The organism is Methylobacterium sp. J-092 (assembly GCF_022829325.1).
GTDB lineage: Bacteria > Pseudomonadota > Alphaproteobacteria > Rhizobiales > Beijerinckiaceae > Methylobacterium.
Genome location: NZ_JAKSXU010000199.1, coordinates 1 through 20,900 on the forward strand (window position 1 = coordinate 1; position 20,900 = coordinate 20,900).

Annotated in this window: 21 protein-coding genes; 17 read left to right on the forward strand and 4 right to left on the reverse strand. The window is 70.8% G+C overall.

The genetic code is table 11. The features are described from left to right. Positions 1–251 precede the first annotated feature (251 nt). From MKK60_RS23835 to MKK60_RS23850, 4 genes are all read right to left on the reverse strand, one after another. Positions 252–1,847: an AMP-binding protein gene (locus MKK60_RS23835; protein WP_243988822.1), complete on the reverse strand. Its 1,596-nt coding sequence runs from the start codon at positions 1,845–1,847 to the stop codon at positions 252–254. 6 nt (positions 1,848–1,853) lie between these two features. After that, complete coding sequence (locus MKK60_RS23840) at positions 1,854–2,453, reverse strand: nitroreductase family protein (protein WP_243988823.1); 600 nt, start codon at positions 2,451–2,453, stop codon at positions 1,854–1,856. A gap of 76 nt (positions 2,454–2,529) precedes the next feature. Further along, on the reverse strand, positions 2,530–2,784 hold the full coding sequence (locus MKK60_RS23845) for a hypothetical protein (protein ID WP_243988824.1): 255 nt from the start codon (positions 2,782–2,784) through the stop codon (positions 2,530–2,532). A 103-nt stretch (positions 2,785–2,887) separates the two neighbouring features. Next, complete coding sequence (locus MKK60_RS23850) at positions 2,888–3,157, reverse strand: multiprotein-bridging factor 1 family protein (protein ID WP_147841634.1); 270 nt, start codon at positions 3,155–3,157, stop codon at positions 2,888–2,890. A gap of 343 nt (positions 3,158–3,500) precedes the next feature. Between MKK60_RS23850 and MKK60_RS23855 the strand changes: the two genes are divergently transcribed. The 17 genes from MKK60_RS23855 (at position 3,501) to MKK60_RS23935 (ending at position 20,798) form a co-directional block, all read left to right on the forward strand. Further along, a complete protein-coding gene (locus MKK60_RS23855) occupies positions 3,501–4,007 on the forward strand; it encodes an META domain-containing protein (RefSeq protein ID WP_243988825.1) in 507 nt (168 codons plus the stop codon). Between the two features lie 98 nt (positions 4,008–4,105). Then, positions 4,106–4,261, forward strand: a complete 156-nt coding sequence (locus tag MKK60_RS23860; RefSeq protein ID WP_187276110.1) for a hypothetical protein — start codon at positions 4,106–4,108, stop codon at positions 4,259–4,261. 243 nt (positions 4,262–4,504) lie between these two features. Then, positions 4,505–5,479, forward strand: a complete 975-nt coding sequence (gene cysK, locus MKK60_RS23865; RefSeq protein WP_243988826.1) for a cysteine synthase A — start codon at positions 4,505–4,507, stop codon at positions 5,477–5,479. 150 nt (positions 5,480–5,629) lie between these two features. After that, on the forward strand, positions 5,630–6,007 hold the full coding sequence (locus MKK60_RS23870) for a hypothetical protein (protein ID WP_147727012.1): 378 nt from the start codon (positions 5,630–5,632) through the stop codon (positions 6,005–6,007). 299 nt (positions 6,008–6,306) lie between these two features. Continuing rightward, on the forward strand, positions 6,307–9,780 hold the full coding sequence (gene carB / locus MKK60_RS23875; RefSeq protein WP_243988827.1) for a carbamoyl-phosphate synthase large subunit: 3,474 nt from the start codon (positions 6,307–6,309) through the stop codon (positions 9,778–9,780). A gap of 131 nt (positions 9,781–9,911) precedes the next feature. Next, positions 9,912–10,388: a transcription elongation factor GreA gene (gene greA / locus MKK60_RS23880; RefSeq protein ID WP_187274882.1), complete on the forward strand. Its 477-nt coding sequence runs from the start codon at positions 9,912–9,914 to the stop codon at positions 10,386–10,388. Positions 10,389–10,397: 9 nt separating this feature from the next. Next, positions 10,398–10,949, forward strand: coding sequence for a hypothetical protein (locus MKK60_RS23885; RefSeq protein ID WP_243988828.1), 552 nt, complete (start codon positions 10,398–10,400; stop codon positions 10,947–10,949). A gap of 1 nt (position 10,950) precedes the next feature. Next, a complete protein-coding gene (locus MKK60_RS23890) occupies positions 10,951–11,988 on the forward strand; it encodes a mitochondrial fission ELM1 family protein (protein ID WP_243933913.1) in 1,038 nt (345 codons plus the stop codon). Between the two features lie 21 nt (positions 11,989–12,009). Next, positions 12,010–12,987: a thioredoxin-disulfide reductase gene (trxB, locus tag MKK60_RS23895; protein WP_243988829.1), complete on the forward strand. Its 978-nt coding sequence runs from the start codon at positions 12,010–12,012 to the stop codon at positions 12,985–12,987. 288 nt (positions 12,988–13,275) lie between these two features. Beyond that, positions 13,276–14,166, forward strand: coding sequence for a LysR family transcriptional regulator (locus tag MKK60_RS23900; protein WP_147727817.1), 891 nt, complete (start codon positions 13,276–13,278; stop codon positions 14,164–14,166). A gap of 290 nt (positions 14,167–14,456) precedes the next feature. After that, the gene (locus MKK60_RS23905; RefSeq protein WP_243988830.1) at positions 14,457–15,881 is read left to right on the forward strand and encodes a cytochrome ubiquinol oxidase subunit I; all 1,425 of its coding nucleotides are present in this window, start codon (positions 14,457–14,459) and stop codon (positions 15,879–15,881) included. 5 nt (positions 15,882–15,886) lie between these two features. Next, positions 15,887–16,894: a cytochrome d ubiquinol oxidase subunit II gene (gene cydB / locus MKK60_RS23910; RefSeq protein ID WP_243988831.1), complete on the forward strand. Its 1,008-nt coding sequence runs from the start codon at positions 15,887–15,889 to the stop codon at positions 16,892–16,894. Positions 16,895–16,902: 8 nt separating this feature from the next. Then, positions 16,903–17,010: a DUF2474 domain-containing protein gene (locus tag MKK60_RS23915; protein ID WP_243988832.1), complete on the forward strand. Its 108-nt coding sequence runs from the start codon at positions 16,903–16,905 to the stop codon at positions 17,008–17,010. A gap of 6 nt (positions 17,011–17,016) precedes the next feature. Beyond that, positions 17,017–17,589, forward strand: coding sequence for a GbsR/MarR family transcriptional regulator (locus MKK60_RS23920; RefSeq protein WP_243988833.1), 573 nt, complete (start codon positions 17,017–17,019; stop codon positions 17,587–17,589). 258 nt (positions 17,590–17,847) lie between these two features. Continuing rightward, positions 17,848–19,125: a glycosyltransferase family 4 protein gene (locus MKK60_RS23925; protein WP_243988834.1), complete on the forward strand. Its 1,278-nt coding sequence runs from the start codon at positions 17,848–17,850 to the stop codon at positions 19,123–19,125. 100 nt (positions 19,126–19,225) lie between these two features. Further along, a complete protein-coding gene (locus MKK60_RS23930) occupies positions 19,226–19,546 on the forward strand; it encodes a rhodanese-like domain-containing protein (RefSeq protein ID WP_147841424.1) in 321 nt (106 codons plus the stop codon). A gap of 118 nt (positions 19,547–19,664) precedes the next feature. Continuing rightward, positions 19,665–20,798 carry an efflux RND transporter periplasmic adaptor subunit gene (locus tag MKK60_RS23935; protein WP_147728428.1) on the forward strand — a complete coding sequence of 378 codons (1,134 nt, stop codon included), beginning with the start codon at positions 19,665–19,667 and terminating at the stop codon, positions 20,796–20,798. Positions 20,799–20,900 lie beyond the last annotated feature (102 nt).

The following is a 20,900-nucleotide window of genomic DNA, read 5'->3' on the forward strand; positions in this document are numbered from 1 at the left end:
ACGGCGAGCAGGTGGCGGGGCTGTACAAGGACCTGCAGGGCGAGCGGCTGTTCGTGTGAGGCGAAACCCCGTCCGGGGAAGCCGCTGAAGTCTCGACAGGGCTCTTCCCTCCCCCCTCTGCGGGGGAGGGTGGCCCGCGAAGCGGGTCGGGAGAGGGGAGCGCGCTGTCCGGAGAGGTCGCTCCCCTCTCCCGACCCTCGCTGACGCGAGGCCCACCCTCCCCCGCAGAAGGGGGAGGGAGGCCATCCGCCTCACTCCGCGTCGCGCAGCGCCCGGCGGATGATCTTGCCGGTGGTGGTCATCGGCAGGGCGTCGCGAAAGGCGATCTCGCGCGGGTACTCGTGGGCCGAGAGCCGCGTGCGCACGAAGGCCTGGATCTCGTCGGCGAGCGCCGGCGAGGCGGCGTAGCCCGGGCGCAGGACGAGGAAGGCCTTCACGATCTCCGTGCGCAGCGGATCGGGCTTGCCGACCGCGGCGGCGAGCGCCACGGCCGGGTGGGCGCACAGGCAGGCCTCGATCTCGGCGGGGCCGATCCGGTAGGCCGCCGAGGTGATCAGGTCGTCGTCGCGGCCGACGAAGTGGACGTAGCCGTCCGCGTCGCGCCGGGCCTGGTCGCCGGTGAGCATCCAGTCGCCGGAAAACTTGCGCGCGGTCGCCTCGGGCTGGTTCCAGTAGCGCAGGAACATCACCGGATCGGGGCGGGCGACGGCGATCTCGCCCGGCTCGTCCGTGCCGGCCTCGCTGCCGTCGGGACGCAGGATCGCGACGCGGTGGCCCGGCACCGGCTTGCCGGCCGAGCCCGCCCGGCCGATCCCTTCCGCCGGCGCGGCCGCGAGCACGAGGTTGCATTCGGTCTGCCCGTAGGCCTCGCCGACGGCGAGCCCGAGCGCGTCCTCCGCCCAGCGATAGGTGTCGGCGCCGAGCGCCTCGCCGGCCGAGGCGACGTTGCGCAGCGACGAGAGGTCGTAGCGCGTGCGCGGCGCCTCGACCGCGCGCAGCATCCGCAGGGCGGTCGGCGCGAGGAAGGCGTTGGTGATCCGTAAGCGCTCGATCAGCCGGAAGGCGGCGTCGGCCTCGAACCGGGCGGCGCGGGCCACCACCGGCACGCCGTGGCGCAGCGCCGGCATCAGCACGTTGAGCAGGCCGCCGGCCCAGGCCCAGTCCGAGGGCGTCCACATTAGGTCGCCGGGGCGCGGCGGAAAAGCATGCATCCGGTCGAAGCCGGGCAGGTGGCCGAGCAGCACTCGGTGCCCGTGCAGGGCGCCCTTCGCCTGTCCCGTGGTGCCGGAGGTGTAGATCATCAGCGCCGGGTCGTCGGGGCCGGTGTCGTGGGCCGAGAAGTCGGGTGCGGCGGCCGCGAGCAGGTCGGCGAGGCCGGGCGCGTCGCCCGAGGCGCCGTCGACCGAGACTAGCAGGGACAGCTCCGGCAGCTGCCCGCGGATCGGCTCGAGCTTGGCCAGCCCGGCCGCGTCGGTGATGCAGGCGCGCGCGCCGGAGTCGGCGAGGCGGTAGGCCAGCGCCTCCGGGCCGAACAGGCCGGCGAGCGGCAGCGCGATGGCGCCGAGCTTGTAGGCGGCGGCGTGCGCCACCATCACGGCGGTCGATTGCGGCAGCAGCACCGCGACGCGGTCGCCCGGGCCGATCCCGCGGCCGGCGAGCGCTCCGGCGAGCCGATCCGAGTCTGTGCGAAGCCGCCCGAACGTCGTGGTCGCGACGGTGCCGTCGGCGGCGACCTCCAGGATCGCCGGGCGTTCCGGCTCGGCGGTGCCCCAGCGGTCGCAGACGTCGACGCCGATGTTGTACCGGGCCGGGATGTCCCAGCGGAAGCCGGCCTCGGGCGCGTCCACCCGCGTCTAGCCGCCGGTCGCGGGGAAGCCGCCGGAGAAGACGAAGTCGGTGATCGGGCGCCGGCCGTTATGGGCCTCCTTGGCACGCTGCTCGTCGTCGAGGTGTTCCGGCGCCACCGCGCGGCCGACGCCGTAGGCGGCCTGGATGGTGTGGTGCTCCGGCACGTGGAGCACCCCCGGCGCCCGCGCGCGGTCGAAGCCGCCCATGCCGTGGACGTGCCAGCCCTGACGGTTGGCCTGAAGCTGGAAGGCGAGCGAGGCGGCGCCGGCATCGAGCGCATGGCTCCCCGCCGGCTTGAGCTCGTCGCCGACCTTCATGCGCTCGCTGGAGACGAGGAACACCAGTGCGCCGGTGCCAATTGCCCATTTCTGGTTGCCCGGCAGGATCAGGCCGTAGAACGTCTCCCAGTTCGCGTCGTCGCGCAGAGCGTAGAGGAAGCGCCAGGGCTGGGAATTGTAGGAGGAGGGCGACCAGCGCGCCGCCTCGAACATCCGCATCAGCTCCGCCTCGGGCACCGCCTCGCCGGTGAACAGGCGGGGGGAGCGGCGATCGACGAAGATCGGATCGACCGCGTGGTCGGGCCGGCGCGGGTTGTCTGCGGTCACGGGCGTTGTCTCCGGATGGTGCGGCGCACTCGTGGCATCCCTTTGCACGAGCGGCGGCCCTGTCCGCAAGATCGGCCTAGCGGCGGCCGGACAGCCCGCCCTTCCGGGCGAGCCGCCCCTGCTCGACGTGCCAGCGCGCATCCTCGACGGCATCGGCGAGGCGGCGGATGCGCCAGCGTCGCCACGGGCGGATCAGCGGATGACCGGGAAGCCGGGTCTCGTGGTGGCGCAGCCGGGCCACGAGGCGCGGAAGGCAGGCCGCGGCTGCCTCGCCGGTCGCGACCTCCATCTTACGCAGGGTCTCGCGGAGCTCGGCCTTGTGGTCCGCCATCGCCCGCACCCCGCGCCCTCGGATCGTGCGATCCTGAGCCGACGCGGTGTCGCCGCATAGGCGGCACGGGAGCGCGGGGGCCGACGGCGCCCCCGCGTCCGGGTCAGCGGTCGTTCTCGGTGGTCAAGGCGTCGAGGCGGGTGCCCTCGCCGCCGGTCTGCGTGAGCCGGACGCCGGAGCTGCCGTCCTCGCTGAAGGCGACGCCGGCCGTCATCAGCGCGCTGCGCAGGACCTCGACCTGGCCCGAGGGCGGATCGCCGGTGCCGGCCTCGAAGTCGCGCACGAAGCCCGCATCGAGACCGGCCTTGGCGGCCAGGTCGGCCTCGGACCAGCCGAGCAGCCCCCGCGCGGCCCGCGACTGGACCGGGCTCAACGGCCTCGGGGCAGCGCCGCTCTGCCCACCTTCGTCAGATCCCGCCAAGCCGAACTCTCCTCGATTCGCCGATCTGGCCGACCGCCATCCGGTGCGTGACAACGGAGCGGAACGCGGATCGTTTCAGAATTCCGGCGAACGGCCCCGAATCCTGCGGACGGGCCGGCGAACTTCGCGCGGGACGCCGACAAAAGCCCGCCTGCGGCCGCCTTGACCACAATTGTGCTGAAATCCTATCGCATTGGCGCTTCCGCGCGCCGCCACGGGCCCAGGCACGGGCTCCCGAATGCCTCCAAGGCATCCCGAGGGTGGCGCACCGGAAACGAGGGACAAGGGGCGTACCATGAAATTGATGCTGATCGCCGCTCTGGCCTGCGCCGCCGGTGCGCTGGTTCTCACCACGGCGACCGAGACGAGGGCGCAGAACTCGATCAGCGGCTTCGGCAAGGGCAACCGCCGGCCCGGCGGCGAGGACAAGAAAGAGCAGTACATCCCCGGCGCCAAGCAGACCGAGAAGGTGTTTCCGCTGGACTCGACCTGGACCGCGGTGAGCATCAACGGCAAGCCGTTCGGCGGCACCGACCGGCCGAGCTTCATCATCGACAAGCAGTACCGCGCCCGCGGCTACGGCGGCTGCAACACCTTCGCGGCGACAGCCTTCCCGCTAAAGGAGCAGCACCTCGCGGTCGGCCCGCTCGCCCTCACCAAGAAGTCCTGCGACAAGAGCCTCCAGGCGACCGAGCAGGCTTACTTCGTGGCGCTCCGCACGGCGGCGCAGTGGGACATGGTCGGCTCGCAGCTCGTGCTGAAGAGCCCCAACGGCGAGCTGAAGTTCGACCGCGCGCTTTAAGGCGCCGTTGACCACGCTTCCACGCGGCCGGGCCCGATTCACCAGGCCTTGAGACGCCCCCGCGCCTTCTTCGATCCGGTTCACGGTCGGAGGGGCGCATGGCGGCAAAGATCGGTCTCGGGCGAGCGACCCTCCGCGCGGGCGTGCACGACGCCTCCCGCTACGTCGCGCCGCCGAGCTTCCACCCCGGCGCGGCCTGGATCGCAGCCGCCGTGCCGCTCCTCGGCCTCCTTCTCGCGCTCGGCGCCCGCTGACGCAGCCGCCGCGACCCGGCCGGCGAAGAACGATCTTCCCCGTATCGCCGGCCGCGCAGAAGCGATCTTCCACGCTTCGGCGAGGCTCGCCGCCGCGGGAGAAAATGATCGCCGTATCCGGCACTTGGCCCGATTGCCCCCGCCCGCCGCACGCGATATCCCGGCTCCGGAAACGCCCGGTCCCGCCCCCGCGCGGGCGGCCCGGCGCGCCGTCACCTGAGCGTCCTTCGGAGATTCGCGACCATGGCATCTGTCGAGACCCCAGCCCGCAAGCCCGGCCATGGCCGCGTCTACGGCTCGATCACCGAGACGATCGGCAACACGCCGCTCGTCCGCCTGAACCGCCTGCCGCAGGCGCGCGGCATCGACGCCGAGATCCTGCTGAAGCTCGAGTTCTTCAACCCGATCGCCAGCGTGAAGGACCGCATCGGCGTCAACATGATCGACGCGCTGGAGGCCTCGGGCAAGCTGAAGTCCGGCGGCACCCTGGTCGAGCCGACCTCCGGCAACACCGGCATCGCGCTGGCCTTCGTGGCCGCCGCCCGCGGCTACCGCCTGATCCTGGTGATGCCCGAGACGATGTCGCTCGAGCGCCGCAAGATGCTGGCCTTCCTCGGCGCCGAGCTGGCGCTGACGCCCGGCCCGCAGGGCATGAAGGGCGCCATCGCCAAGGCCGAGGAGCTGCTCGGCGAGATCCCCGGCTCGGTGATGCCGCAGCAATTCTCGAACCCCGCCAACCCGGAGATCCACCGCAGGACGACGGCGGAAGAGATCTGGAACGACACCGACGGCCAGCTCGACGCGTTCGTGGCCGGCGTCGGCACCGGCGGGACGATCACCGGCGTCGGCTCGGTGCTGAAGCCGCGCCTGCCGAACCTGAAGGTGTTCGCGGTCGAGCCGACGGATTCGCCGGTCATCTCCGGCGGGCAGCCGGGGCCGCACAAGATCCAGGGCATCGGCGCGGGCTTCATCCCGGACAACCTCGACCGCGCGATCGTCGACGGCGTGATCACCGTCTCGAACCAGCAGGCGTTCGAGACCGCCCGCGAGCTCGCCCGCCTCGAGGGCATCCCCGGCGGCATCTCCACCGGCGGCAACGTCGCGGCGGCGCTGGAGCTGGCGGGCCGGCCGGAGTTCAACGGCAAGCGCATCGTCACGGTCGCGTGCTCGTTCGCCGAGCGCTACATCTCCTCGGCGCTGTTCGAGGGCGTCGGCTAGACCGGGACTGCCACGATTTGGGCGCCGGGCCTGGGGCCCGGCGTCACACAAAACACAGGATCGTCCCCCATCCCGTCGTCAACCGCCCGTTAACGACGACGCCGCAACGATCGTCGCCGGGCCGATCTCGACGATGAACGGGGCTGACGAATGACCTTCGACGACGCGCGCGACGACTTCTCCCGTCTGCACCGCATCTTCAGCTTCCATCTCGGGGTCGCCGTCGGCCTGTCGTGGCTGACCACGCTCTACGCCGCCTGCTACGCGCCGTGGGTGCGCAACATCCGCGCGATCCTCGACCCGGCCAACGGCCTCGACCACATCGAGAGCACGGTCTCCTACCTGTTCGTGATGCCGGCGCTGCTGACGCTGGCCTGGGTCTCGCTGGTCTTCGGCCGCGAGGTGATCCGCCGCTCGCAGACGCTTCCGAGCGTCGCCATGGAGTTCGCGGTCGCGGCGCTGGTCGCCTTCGGCGTGTTCTACCTCTCGATCGACCGCGCCGTCGCCGCGCTCTACGCCGGCCTCTGACGCGAGCAAGGCGGTTTCTCCGCTCCTGCTTCGACAGCCAAGCGATCCCTCTTCCCGCGTGCGGGAGGGGGGCGCATCATCCGGTCGAGCGTTGAGAGGGCTTGAACCCATCCCGGCCGGGTCGGAAACGCGTCCCCGGTTTCGGGGCGGCCCAACCATGCGTGCACACGCCCTTTCAAACGCCTCCGGCTGCGTGTAGACGCGGGTCTCAACGACAATCCCGCCGCCTGCGCCCATCCGCGCCGCCCCGAGAGCCGGGCTGCGCGGTCGGGCACGCGTGAGCGCATCCAAGGCGTCCGATGCCGAAGCGCACCGATATCTCCTCGATCCTCATCGTCGGTGCGGGGCCGATCATCATCGGGCAGGCCTGCGAGTTCGACTATTCCGGCACCCAGGCCTGCAAGGCGCTCCGCGAGGAGGGCTACCGGATCGTGCTGGTCAACTCGAACCCGGCCACCATCATGACCGACCCGGACATGGCGGATGCGACCTACGTCGAGCCGATCACCCCTGAGATCGTCGCCAAGATCATCGAGAAGGAGCGGCCGGACGCGATCCTGCCGACCATGGGCGGCCAGACCGCGCTGAACTGCGCGCTCTCGCTCCAGCGCATGGGCGTGCTGGAGAAGTACGGCGTGCAGATGATCGGCGCGACGGCCGAGGCCATCGACAAGGCCGAGGACCGCCATCTCTTCCGCGACGCGATGACCAAGATCGGCCTCGAGACGCCGAAATCGGAGCTCGCCAACGCCTCGGTGCCGAAGAAGGCCGACCGCGACAGGCGCCTCGCCGAGATCGCCCGCATCGAGGCGCAGTGGCCTGCCGGTGCCGACCGGGACGCGGCGGTCGCCGCCTTCGAAAAGACCTGGCATGCGGGCGAGGGCGACCGGCGCAAGCGCTACATCGAGCACGCGCTGGGCCAGGCCCTGATCGCGCTCGCCGAGGTCGGCCTGCCGGCGATCATCCGGCCGTCCTTCACCATGGGCGGCACCGGCGGCGGCATCGCCTACAACCGCGAGGAATTCCTCGACATCGTCGAGCGCGGCATCGACGCGTCGCCGACCAACGAGGTGCTGATCGAGGAATCGGTGCTCGGCTGGAAGGAGTACGAGATGGAGGTCGTCCGCGACAAGGCGGACAACTGCATCATCGTCTGCTCGATCGAGAACATCGACCCGATGGGCGTCCACACCGGCGATTCCATCACCGTCGCGCCGGCGCTGACGCTGACCGACAAGGAATACCAGGTGATGCGCGACGCATCCCTCGCGGTGCTGCGCGAGATCGGCGTCGAGACCGGCGGCTCGAACGTGCAGTTCGCCATCGACCCGGCCACCGGCCGGATGATCGTCATCGAGATGAACCCGCGCGTGTCGCGCTCCTCGGCGCTGGCGTCGAAGGCCACCGGCTTCCCGATCGCCAAGGTCGCGGCCAAGCTGGCCGTCGGCTACACCCTCGACGAGATCGCCAACGACATCACCGGCGGCGCGACCCCGGCCTCGTTCGAGCCGACGATCGACTACGTCGTCACCAAGATCCCCCGCTTCGCGTTCGAGAAGTTCCCCGGCGCCGAGCCGACGCTGACCACCGCGATGAAGTCGGTCGGCGAGGCGATGGCGATCGGCCGGTGCTTCGCCGAATCGCTGCAGAAGGCCCTGCGCTCCCTCGAGACCGGGCTCACCGGCCTCGACGAGATCGAGATCGAGGGGCTCGGCAAGGGCGACGACCACAACGCGATCAAGGCGGCGATCGGCACGCCGACGCCGGACCGGCTGCTCAACGTCGCGCAGGCGTTGCGCCTCGGGGTGAGCCATGCGGAGGTCCACGCCTCGTGCAAGATCGACCCGTGGTTCCTGGAGCAGCTGCAGGGCATCATCGACCTGGAGAACCGGGTCAAGGCGCACGGCCTGCCGGCGACGCCGGGCGCGTTCCGCCAGCTCAAGGCCGCGGGCTTCTCCGACGCGCGCCTGGCCGTCCTCGCCGGAACCGACGAGCCGTCGGTGCGCGAGGCGCGCCGCGCGCTGAAGGTGCGGCCGGTGTTCAAGCGGATCGACACCTGCGCCGCCGAGTTCAAGGCGCCGACCGCCTACATGTACTCGACCTACGTCGCCCCCTTCGCCGGCACGGTCGCCGACGAGGCCCAGCCGACCGCGGCCAGGAAGGTCATCATCCTCGGCGGCGGCCCGAACCGGATCGGCCAGGGCATCGAGTTCGACTATTGCTGCTGCCACGCCTGCTACGCGCTGTCGGAGGCGGGCTACGAGACCATCATGGTCAACTGCAACCCGGAGACGGTCTCGACCGATTACGACACCTCCGACCGGCTCTACTTCGAGCCGCTGACGCAGGAGGACGTTCTCGAGATCATCGAGACTGAGCGGCAGAACGGCACCCTGCACGGGGTCATCGTCCAGTTCGGCGGCCAGACCCCGCTGAAGCTCGCCCGCGCGCTCGAAGCCGCCGGCGTGCCGATCCTCGGCACCTCGCCGGACGCGATCGACCTCGCCGAGGACCGCGACCAGTTCAAGCGGCTCCTCGACAAGCTCGGGATGAAGCAGCCCAAGAACGGCATCGCCTACTCGGTCGAGCAAGGCCGGATGGTCGCGGCCGACCTCGGCCTGCCCTTCGTGGTGCGCCCGAGCTACGTGCTCGGCGGCCGCGCCATGGCGATCATCCGCGACGAGGCCCAGTTCGCCGACTACCTGCTCGACACCCTGCCGAGCCTGATCCCGTCCGAGGTCAAGTCGCGCTACCCCAACGACAAGACCGGCCAGATCAACACGGTGCTGGGCAAGAACCCGCTGCTGTTCGACCGCTACCTGTCGGATGCGGTCGAGATCGACGTCGACGCGGTCTGCGACGGCACCGACGTGTTCATCGCCGGGATCATGGAGCACATCGAGGAGGCCGGCATCCATTCCGGCGACTCGGCCTGCTCGCTGCCCTCGCGCTCGCTCTCGCCCGAGATCATCGCCGAGCTGGAGCGCCAGACCAAGGCGATGGCGCTGACGCTGAAGGTCGGCGGCCTGATGAACGTGCAGTACGCGATCAAGGACGGCACGATCTACGTGCTGGAGGTGAACCCGCGCGCGTCCCGCACGGTGCCGTTCGTCGCCAAGGTGATCGGCGAGCCGATCGCCAAGATCGCCGCCCGGGTCATGGCCGGCGAGGCCCTGGCCGCGTTCGGGCTGAAGAAGAAGGTCCTCAACCACATCGCGGTGAAGGAGGCGGTGTTCCCGTTCGCGCGCTTCCCCGGCGTCGACGTGCTCCTCGGGCCTGAGATGCGCTCCACCGGCGAGGTCATCGGGCTCGATGCCGGCTTCGGCGTCGCCTTCGCCAAGAGCCAGCTCGGCTCGGGCACCAAGGTGCCGCGCTCGGGGACGGTGTTCGTCTCGGTGCGCGACGGCGACAAGGCGCGCATCCTGCCCTCGATCCGGCTGCTGGCCGGGCTCGGCTTCGCGATCGTGGCGACCGGCGGCACCCAGCGCTACCTCGTCGAGAACGGCGTCGCCTGCGACCGGGTGAACAAGGTGCTCGAAGGCCGGCCGCACGTGGTCGACTCGATCAAGAACGGTGACATCCAGCTCGTCCTGAACACCACCGAGGGGGCCGGCGCGCTGTCGGACTCGCGCTCGCTCCGCCGGGCGGCCCTCTTGCATAAGGTGCCGTACTACACCACTCTGGCCGGAGCGATGGCGGCGGCCGAGGGCATTCAGGCCTATCTCGAAGGTGACCTTCGGGTCCGCGCCCTGCAGGAATACTTCGCAGCCTGAAGCCGGGCGGCGACACGACGTATCTGACCGATCGCGGACCCTGCGCTCGGACAGGTTTTGGAATCTGGCCCGGAGGGCGCGGCATCCCCGTGTCCGGCCGGGCCTCTTCATTGTGGCGCGAGACGATGGCGATAGACAAGGTTCCGATCACGGTGCGTGGCTTCGCAGCCATGGAGGAGGAGCTGAAGCACCGCCAGCAGGTGGAGCGCCCGCGCATCGTCGCGGCGATCTCCGAGGCGCGCGCGCACGGCGACCTCTCCGAGAACGCCGAGTATCACGCCGCCAAGGAGGCGCAGTCCCACAACGAAGGCCGCGTGCTCGAGCTGGAGAGCCTGATCGCGCGCGCCGAGATCATCGACGTCACCAAGCTCTCGGGCGACAAGATCAAGTTCGGCGCGACCGTGAAGCTCGTCGACGACGATACCGAGGAAGAGAAGACCTACCAGATCGTCGGCGAGCCCGAGGCCGACGTGCATTCGGGCCGGGTCTCGATCACCTCGCCGATCGCGCGGGCGCTGATCGGCAAGGGCGTCGGCGATTCCGTCGAGGTGACGACGCCCGGCGGCGGCAAGTCCTACGAGGTCGTCGGCATCCGGTACGGGGGCTGACCGGTGCGGATGGCGCGACGCTGGATCGCCGGGCTGCTGGCCCACCCGGCTCTGGCCGCACCGGCCGTGACCGCCCTGGCCGTGACCGCTTCGGCCGTCGCCGCCCCGGCCTCGGCCGGCGATTTTCCGAGCCTACGGGGCGACCGCTTCTCCGACGTCCGCGTCGACGTTCGCCCGCTCGTGGCGCTCGGCGCCGGGGCAGAGGCCGAGGCGCTGCGCGCCGACCTGACCGCGGCCCTGCGCAGCCGCTTCGCGGCCCGCCTCGGCGGCCGCGGCCCGAGCCTCGTGGTCCTGGTCCGCGGCTTCTCGCTGCGGCCCTACGCCGGCGGCAACAACAGCGGCCGCTCCGGCTTCGGGGGCGGCTCGCAGAACGACTACCTCGACGGCGAGGCGCTGCTGGTCGCCCGCGACGGCGCGATCCTCGGGCGCCACCCGCAGCTCACCGCCACCCCGTCGAGCTTCGGCGGGGCGTGGTACGATCCGCAATCCGAGCGCCGCCGCGTGACCGCCATCGCCGACATCTACGCCGACTGGCTCGTCCGCAACCTGCCCGTCGACTGACGTGATCCCCCCCTCCGAGACGCACGCCGCCCCGGCGCTTTCCGGCGCCCGCGCCTGGATCGTCACCGACGGCAAGGCCGGCGACGAGAACCAGTGCGTCGGCATCGCCGAGACCCTTCGCCTGTCCTACGAGATCCGCCGGGTGCCGTCGCGCGGCCCGTTCGGCTGGACGGCGCCGTGGGGGCCGATCGACCCGCGCCAGGGCCCGTATCGCAGCCGCGGCGCGCTGGCCGGGCCCTATCCCGACATCCTGATCGCCTCCGGGCGGCGCGCGGTGCCTTATCTCCGCGCGATGCGCCGGGCCGCGCCGGGACGCACCTTCACCGCCTTTCTGAAGGACCCGCGCACCGGGCACGACAGCGCCGACTTCATCTGGGTGCCCGACTACGACGACCTGCGCGGCCCCAACGTCTTCACCACGCTGACCGCGCCGCACCTCGTCACCGCCGAGCGGATCGCGGCCGCCCGCGCGCGGCCAGACCCCCGGCTGACGGCGCTCGACGGGCCGCGGGTCGCGGTGCTGATCGGCGGGGACAGCCGGCACCTGAGCTATCGCGCCCTCGACATGCAGCGCCTGGTCGACGACCTGCGCAAGCTCGCCGGGTCGGGCTGCCGGCTGATGGTCACCGTCTCGCGCCGCACGCCGGACCCCCTGCGCGACGCGATCCGCACGCTCGTCTCGGAGACCGGCGGCTTCCTCTGGGACGGCGGCGGCGACAACCCCTACGTGGCGATGCTGGCGCTGGCCGACGCGGTGGTGGTCACCTCCGATTCGGCGAACATGGTCAGCGAGGCGGTCTCCACCGGCGCACCGGTCCTGCTGTTCGACCTGCCGCGTACCTATATCCGCCACCGGCGGATGTTCGCGGGGCTGGCGATGGCCGGCGCCTTGCGGCCGTTTACCGGGCGGTTGGAGCCGCTGGCCTACAAGCCGATCAACGCCACGCCGGTGATCGCCCAGGCGCTCGCCGACGGCTACGCCGCCTTCCGGGCGGCACAGGGCGGTCTGCCAGCCGGCCGGCACGCCGCCGAGGCTTAGAGCGAGGGATTCGAGGACGTCATGGCCCACACCCATTCCAGGCTGATCATCGTCGGTTCGGGGCCGGCCGGTTACACGGCCGCGATCTACGCGGCCCGTGCCATGGTGCAGCCGCTGCTGATCTCGGGCTTCCAGCCCGGCGGCCAGCTGATGATCACCACCGACGTCGAGAACTATCCGGGCTTCGCCGAGGCGATCCAGGGGCCGTGGCTGATGGAGCAGATGCGGCTCCAGGCCGAGCATGTCGGCACCACGATCCTGTCGGAGTACATCACCAAGGTCGACCTCAAGGTGCGCCCGTTCCGGCTCGAGGCCGATTCCGGCGAGACCTATTCCTGCGACGCGCTGATCATCGCCACCGGCGCCCAGGCGAAGTGGCTCGGCCTGCCCTCGGAGGCCAAGTTCCAGGGCGGCGGCGTCTCGGCCTGCGCCACCTGCGACGGCTTCTTCTTCCGCGGCAAGCCGGTGGCGGTGGTCGGCGGCGGCAACACGGCCGTCGAGGAGGCCCTGTACCTCGCCAACCTCGCCTCGAAGGTCACGGTGATCCACCGCCGGGACAGCTTCCGCGCCGAGCGCATCCTGCAGGAGCGCCTGTTCAAGCATCCGAACGTCGAGGTGCTGTGGAACCGCGAGATCGACGAGATCTGCGGCACCACCACGCCCGCGCCGTCGGTGACGCACCTGCGCCTCAAGGACACCCGCACCGGCGAGGCCAGCGCGGTGCCGGTCGACGGCGTGTTCGTCGCGATCGGCCACAAGCCGGCGACCGAGGTGTTCGAGGGCCAGCTCGCGATGCGCCACGGCGGCTACCTCAGCGTCCGCCCCGGCACCGCCGAGACCGAGATTCCCGGCGTGTTCGCGGCCGGCGACGTCACCGACGACGTCTACCGCCAGGCGATCACCGCGGCCGGCATGGGCTGCATGGCTGCGCTGGAAGCGGAGAAGTACCTCGCCAACCTCGACATCGGCGAGAGCCCGCAACAGGCCGCCGCCGAGTAGGCGCGAGCTCGTCCACCGGCCCGAATCCCCGTTCGGGCGGGTGAGGACTGCGCGGTTCGGCCCCGCGCCGAGGATCTGTCAACATTTTCTTTTTGCGGCGCCTTGCGCGCGACCATGCTCAGGACGCATGAGTGGCGGGCGTCGCGACGAGGCCGGGCCCGTTCGACCGCGGCCGGGTCCGATGCGTCGCAGCGGGTCCGGGAAACGCCCGCGTCGGTCGACGGCGCGGGTGGCCGGAATGGGGCGCGCGTGCCTCGGCGTCGTCTGGGTGCGTGAGGGAGTCTCGCCGTGGATTGGGACAAGATCCGGATCTTCCTCAACGTCGCGGAAGCCGGCAGCTTCACCCGTGCCGGCGACGACATCGGCCTGAGCCAATCCGCGGTGAGCCGCCAGATCAGCGCCCTGGAGCGCGAGCTTAAGGCGCCCCTGTTCCACCGCCACGCCCGCGGCCTGATCCTGACCGAGCAGGGCGACCTTCTGTTCCGCGCCGCGCGCGACATGAAGCTCCGGCTGGAGAACACCCGCGCCCGCCTCGTCGAGACCAGCGAGCGGCCGTCGGGCGACCTCAAGGTGACCACCACCGTGGGGCTGGGCACCGCGTGGCTCGCCCAGCGCGTCGCCGAATTCCTCGACCTCTACCCGGACGTGCGGATCGAGCTGATCCTGACCAACGAGGAGCTCGACCTCGCCATGCGCGAGGCCGACGTCGCGATCCGCATGCGCCGGCCGGCCCAGCCCGACCTGATCCAGCGCCGGCTGTTCACGGTGCACTACCACGCCTTCGCCAGCCAGGATTACGTCAAGCGCTTCGGCGAGCCCAAGACCGTCGAGGACCTCGACGAGCACCGCCTCGTCTCCTTCGGCGGCAACGAGCCGTCCTACCTGCTGGCGGCGCACTGGCTCGCCAATGTCGGCCGTGAGGGCCGCGAGCGCCGCCCGGTCGCCTTCACCGTCAACAACATCGGCGCGCTGCAGCGCGCGATGGAGACCGGCGCCGGCATCGGCATCCTGCCGGACTACGCGGTCGACGGCGACGACCACCTCGTCCAGGTGCTGCGCGACAGCGAGATGCCGACGCTGGAGAGCTATCTCGTCTACGCCGAAGAGATGCGCACGGTCGCCCGCGTCCAGGCGTTCCGCGACTTCCTCGTCTCGAAGGCGCAGCGCTGGACGTACTGAGGCGCTGGCCGCCACCGCCCTTCCGACGCGGCTCGGCGGCGCCCGTCGTCGAACGGGCTCCGAAGCGACCCTCGAAGCCGCCCGGATCGGCCGAGGCCGGCGGGTCGGGGCTTCGTCATCGGATCGCGGGGTCGGCGATGGCGCGTACCTTCGGCGACCGCCCGCAGGCCCGTGGTCCCGGCGGCATCCGCCGATGCGACATCCGACCTATCCTTGTGCGTCGTCTAGGCTTGCATTCTCATCGTCATTTCGGTAATTCCTGAAATGACGAGATCGACGAGGCCGCGGGCATGTCTCTCCTATCCGAGATCGACGCGCTGACGCTTGCGCGGGCGCAGTTCGGGTTCACCGTCGCCTTCCACATCGTCTTCCCGTCTTTCTCGATCGGGCTGGCGAGCTACCTCGCGGTGCTCGAAGGTCTGTGGCTGGCGACCGGCCGCGAGGTGTTCATCAATCTCTTCCACTACTGGCTCAAGATCTTCGCCATCGCTTTCGCGATGGGCGTCGTCTCCGGCCTGGTGATGAGCTATCAGTTCGGCACCAACTGGTCGGTCTATTCCGACAGGACCGGGCCGGTGCTCGGGCCGTTGATGGCCTACGAGGTCATGTCGGCCTTCTTCCTGGAGGCCGGCTTTCTCGGCGTGATGCTGTTCGGCATGAAGAAGGTCGGCCGCGGCCTGCACATGCTGGCGACCCTGATGGTGGCGGTCGGCACCGGCTTCTCGGCGTTCTGGATCGTATCCGTCAATTCCTGGATGCAGACGCCGGCCGGGTACGGCACGAATGCGCAAGGTCAGTTCGTGCCCCTCGATTGGTGGGCGATCGTCTTCAACCCGTCGTTCCCGTATCGGCTCGTGCACATGGTGCTGGCCGCCTACCTGACGACGGCGCTCGTGGTCGGCGGCGTGGGTGCCTGGCACCTGCTGCGGGACCGCGCCAATGCGGGCGCCCGCACCATGTTCTCCATGGCGATGTGGATGCTGGCCTGCGTCGCGCCGCTCCAGATCCTCGCGGGCGATGCCCACGGCCTGAACACGCTCGCGCATCAACCGGCCAAGGTCATGGCGATGGAGGGCCACTTCCGGGGTCATCCGGACGGCGCTCCGCTCATCCTGTTCGGCCTGCCGGACCAGGACGCGGCGACCGTCCGCTACGCGCTGGAGGTGCCCAAGCTCTCGTCGCTGATCCTGAAGCATTCGCGCGACGCCGCCCTCGACGGGCTCGACAGCGTCCCGCGCGCGAATTGGCCGCCGGTGCCGATCGTGTTCTGGTCGTTCCGCATCATGGTCGGGCTCGGCGTCGCGATGCTGGGCGTCGGCCTGTGGAGCCTGTGGGCGCGGTGGCGCGGGCGCCTCTACGAGACGACCTGGCTGCACCGCGTCGCGGTGACGATGGGACCCGGGGGCTTCGTGGCGGTGCTGGCCGGCTGGATCACGACGGAGGTGGGCCGCCAGCCCTTCACGGTCTACGGCCTGCTGCGCACCGCGCAATCCGCGTCTCCGCTGCAGGTGCCGGCCGTCGCGAGCTCGCTGCTCGCCTTCGTCGTGATCTACCTTTCGGTCTTCGGCATGGGGATCCTCTACATCCTGCGGCTGATGGCGCATGCTCCCCATCGCGGCGAGGAAGGCCCCGAGGTCGGCCTGCCGATCCGCGCCGCCGGCCTCACGCCCGCGCCCGCCGTCGATCCCGATCGCCATCTGCAGCCGGCGGAGTAGGAGCCATGGACGCCGCCTTCGATCTCTCGACGGTCTGGGCCTTCGTGATCGCGTTCGCGGTCTTCGCCTACGTGGTGATGGACGGCTTCGATCTCGGCGTCGGGCTGCTGTTTCCCAGCCTCCGGGCCGGGGAGGAACGCAACGTCGCCATGAACTCGATCGCGCCCGTCTGGGATGGCAACGAGACGTGGCTGGTGCTCGGCGGCGGCGGCCTCTTCGCCGCGTTCCCGCTCGCCTACGCGATCATCCTGCCCGCCCTCTACGCACCGATCGTCGCCATGCTGCTGGGCCTGGTCTTCCGAGGCGTGGCGTTCGAATTCCGCTGGCGCGATCCCCGCCATCGCGCCTTCTGGGACGTCGCCTTCGCGGGCGGCTCGCTGGTCGCCGCCCTGGCGCAGGGCATCGCCCTGGGCGCTCTCCTCCAGGGCATCGCCGTCACCGGGCGCGGCTACGGCGGCGGGCGGTGGGACTGGCTGACGCCGTTCAGCCTGTTCACCGGGATCAGCCTCGTGCTGGGCTACGCGCTCTTGGGCGCCACGTGGCTCGTGATGCGGACCGAGGGAACGACGCGCGAACTCGGCCGACGCATGGCGCTCCGGTTCGGGATCGCCACCATCGCCTGCATCGCGGCCGTGAGCGCGGCGACCCCGCTGCTCGACGCCGCCTTCGCCGCCCGCTGGTTCGCCTGGCCGAACGTGTTGCTGACGGCTCAGGTGCCCTTGCTGGTCGTGCTCGGCAGCGTCCTGTTCTTCCGGACGCTCATGCGCGGGGCCGAGCGGGCGCCGTTCCTGCTGGCGCTCGGGCTGTTCGGCCTGTCGTATGTCGGTCTGGGAATCAGCATCTATCCCGACATCGTCCCCGGCCGGGTGACGATCTGGGAGGCGGCCTCGCCGAGATCCTCGCAGATCTTCATGCTGGTCGGCGCGGGCGTCCTCATCCCGGTCATCCTCGCCTACACCGCCTACGCGTACTGGGTCTTCCGGGGCAAGGTCGGCGCGGACGGCTACCATTGAGCGGGCTGATGCCGCGTTGGGCCGGCCGGCTCAGCTGGTTCGTGGCCCTCTGGATCGGCGGGGTCGTCGTCGTGGGCGGGATCGCCTTCGTGCTGCGCCTCTGGCTCAAGGCATAGCGGGCGATGCAGCTTCCTCCCCTCGTGCAAGCCTTCGTGCTGCATTTCGGCGAGATGGGCTCCCGCTGGGGCATCAATCGCACGGTCGGCCAGATCTACGCGCTGCTGTTCGTGTCGCCGCAGGGGCTCAATGCCGAGGAGATCGTGGACAAGCTCGGCCTGTCCCGCTCGAACGTGAGCATGGGTCTCAAGGAGCTCCAGGCCTGGAGCCTCGTCCGCCTTCAGCACAGGCCCGGCGACCGCCGCGACTACTTCTCGACGCCGGAGGACATCTGGCAGATCGTCCGGACCCTGGTGGAGGAGCGCAAGAAGCGCGAGATCGACCCGACGCTGACGCTGCTGCGCGAGCTGCTGATGGAGGCAGCGAGCGATGACGACGAACGCTACGCCCAGCAACGCCTGACCGAGATGCGCGATCTCTTCGAGTTGTTCGCCGGCTGGTACGGCGACGTGCGCCGCCTCGACACGCAACGCCTCGTGCAGCTTCTGACGCTCGGGGCCCAGGTGCAGAAGGTGCTGGAGATGAAGGAGCGTTTCCTGCCGGGACGGGCGGCACGAGGAAAGGCGTCGATCGGCTGACGGCTGCCTGGAGCCGGGCGCGCAACCCGGCGGTCGGTCCGTCGCGTGCCGCGAGGGCCTTCATCCGTCGCCGGCGGCGGGCGGCGGGCGCCCCCGGCGCAGGCTCCCGTTCCTCGTTGTCCGGCTTTCGATATGCCGACCGCGACCGATTCCGGACCAGTCAACGGTTCGAACCCGAGGCATCGCACCGGCTGGCCCTCCGCGCCTCGGCCCGGTAACACCCGGCCGGCCCGCATGGGGGCCGCAATCCGGAGCATCATGTCGACACGGCCGATCGCCTTCGACCTCACCCGCCTCGTCACCCGCCTGCGCCATGCGAGCCCGTCCGGGATCGACCGGGTCGACCTCGCCTATGCCCGCCACGTGCTCGACGGCGCCGGCGCGCGCTTCGGGCTGGTCTCCACCGGCCTCGGGCCGCGCATCCTCGAGCGGGACCACGCGTCCCGCATCGTCGACGCGGTCGCGGACGGCTGGACCGAGGACGTGGTGGCCGAATCCGATCCGGTCTACCGCCGCCTCGAGGCACGGCTCACCGGCCGCCCGGCGGAGGCCGTCGCCGGGCGCGACCAGCGGTCCGGCACGATCCGCCGACGGCGCATCCAGGCCGAGACCGTGCTCGGGATCCTGCGCGCCGCACCGATCTCGGCCCTGCCGGAGGCCAGCCTCTACCTGCACACCTCGCACCTGCGCCTCGACAAGCCGGAGCGCTTCGACTGGCTCTACACCCGCACCGACGTGCGGCCGGCGTTCTTCGTCCACGACCTGATCCCGATCACCCATCCCGAATACGGCCGGCCCGGCGAGGCCGAGCGCCACCGCCAGCGCCTGCGGACCATCGGCCGGCACGCGGCCGCCATCGTCGTGAATTCCGCCGATACCGGCGAGCGGACGCTGGCGCACCTCGCCGCCGACGGGTTCGGGCGTCCGCCGCTCGCGGTCGGCCATCTCGGCGTCGAGCCGGCCTTCGGGCGCGACGGCCCGCGCTTCGTCCCCGACCGGCCGACCTTCCTCGTCTGCGGCACGATCGAGCCGCGCAAGAACCATCTGCTGCTGCTCCATCTCTGGCGGGAGCTCGCCGAGCGCCACGGCCCGGCCACGCCCCGGCTCGTGCTGGTCGGGCGCCGCGGCTGGGAGGCCGAGAACGTCGTCGACCTGCTGGAGCGCTGCGAGGCGATCCGCCCGCACGTCGTCGAGGTCTCCGGGCTCTCGACCCACGGCCTCGCCGCGCTCACGCGGAGCTGCACGGCGCTGCTGATGCCGTCCTTCACCGAAGGCTACGGCATCCCGATCGTGGAGGCGGCGGCGTCCGGCGTGCCGGTGGTCGCCTCCGGAATTCCGGTCCACCGCGAGATCGCCGAGGGCTTCGCAGCCTTCCTCGACCCCCTCGACGGCCTCGGCTGGGGGCAGGCGGTCGAGGATCTGAGCCGGCCGGGCTCCGGGCTTCGCCAGACGCTGGCCCAGCGTCTCGACGGCTACGCCGCGCCGACCTGGGCGGCGCATTTCGAGCAGGCCGACGCGCTGCTCGATGCGCTCTGATCCGCGGCGCGCCTTCGGCGGCGTGTTGCACCGCGGACGGCTGACGAATAAGGAAAAGCGTCAGCCCGCGCGGCCGGCCTCTCTCCCAGGGAATCGTTCGATGCGTGTTGTCGACCTCGACCGCGATGCGATCAAGCAGGGTCTCGCCGACGGGTCGATGCTGGTGATCGACGTGCGCGAGCCGCACGAATACGAGAACGGCCACATCCCCGGAGCGGTGATGCACCCGCTCTCGAGCTTCGATCCGGCGGCGGTGGCCGCTCTGATCGAGGCGGACGGGCGCCGCGCGGTCTTCTCCTGCGGCTCCGGCGTGCGCTCGGTCCACGCGCTCAACGCGATGCAGCAGACCGGGCTCGGCCTCACGGAACACTACAAGGGCGGCTATCGCGACTGGTCGTCGGCCGGTGAAGCGATTGAGTAGACCCGTCGAAGCACGGCCGCATGCGCGTCGCCCGGTCGGTCGCGGCGAAGCCATGTGCGGTGTCGCACAACCTGTGCGCGCTGCGGGGAATAGGTGGCGGGTTGCTGGGGAACCATCCATGTACAAGCGTCGGCTCGCAAGCCTAATCGTGATCGCCGCGGCGCTCGCCGCGCCGCAGGCCCGTGCCCAGGCGCCGGGCGGCCCGCCGCCGAAGGTGACGGTCGCCAAGCCCGTGGTCCGCGAGATCATCGAGCAGGACCAGTATACCGGCCGCTTCGACCCGATCGAGTTCGTCGAGGTCCGCGCGCGGGTGACGGGCTACCTCGAGAAGATCAACTTCACGGACGGCGCCACGGTGAAGAAGGGCGACGTGCTCTTCGTCATCGACCGGCGGCCCTACAAGGCGGCCCTGGAGCAGGCGCAGGCCTCGCTGACCTCGGCCAAGGCCCGCCTCTCGTTCTCGCAGACCGACCTGGAGCGCGCGCAGACCCTGTCGAAGGGCGGCAACATCTCCGAGCAGGTCACCGACCAGCGCCGCCAGGCCTCGCAGACCGCGCAGGCCGACGTCGACAGCGCCGAGGCGGCGCTCCGCAACGCCCAGTTGAACTTCGACTTCTCGGAAGTGAAGTCGCCGATCAACGGGCGGATCAGCCAGCGCCTCGTGACCGAGGGCAACATCGTCATCACCGACCAGACGATGCTGACCACGATCGTCTCGCTCGATCCGATCTACTTCTCCTTCACCGTCGACGAGAAGTCTTTCCTGAAGTACCAGGGCTCGCTCGGCATCGGCATGGGCCAGACCCAGCGCGGCAAGGGCGTCCCGATCCTGATCGCCCTGTCGGGCGAGGCCAAGCCGACCCGCAAGGGCACCCTCGACTTCGTCGACAACCGCGTCGACAACTCCACCGGCACGATCCTCCTGCGCGCCACGGTCGAGAACGCCGACGGCTTCATCAAGCCGGGCCTGTTCGGCATCGTCTCGATGCCCGCGACGAAGCCGTTCCAGGGCGTCATGATCCCGGACGAGGCGGTCGCCGCCAACCAGGACAAGCGCATCGTCTACCTCGTCGGCGAGGACGGGACGGTGACGGCCAAGGACGTGAAGCTCGGGCCCAAGGTCGACGGCTACCGCGTGATCCGCGACGGCCTGAAGGGGGACGAGACCATCGTGGTCAACGGCACCTCCCGCGTGCGCCCCGGCGCCAAGGTCTCGCCGGAATCGATCACGCTGCCGCCGAGCAAGACCTGAGGCCGTCCGCGGTCTCGAGCGTACGAGCGGCACCGGTCCCGACCGGTGCGGCGCCATCGACGACGCCGGTCGCCGGCTCCGCGAGGGGCGGCGACCCAGAGG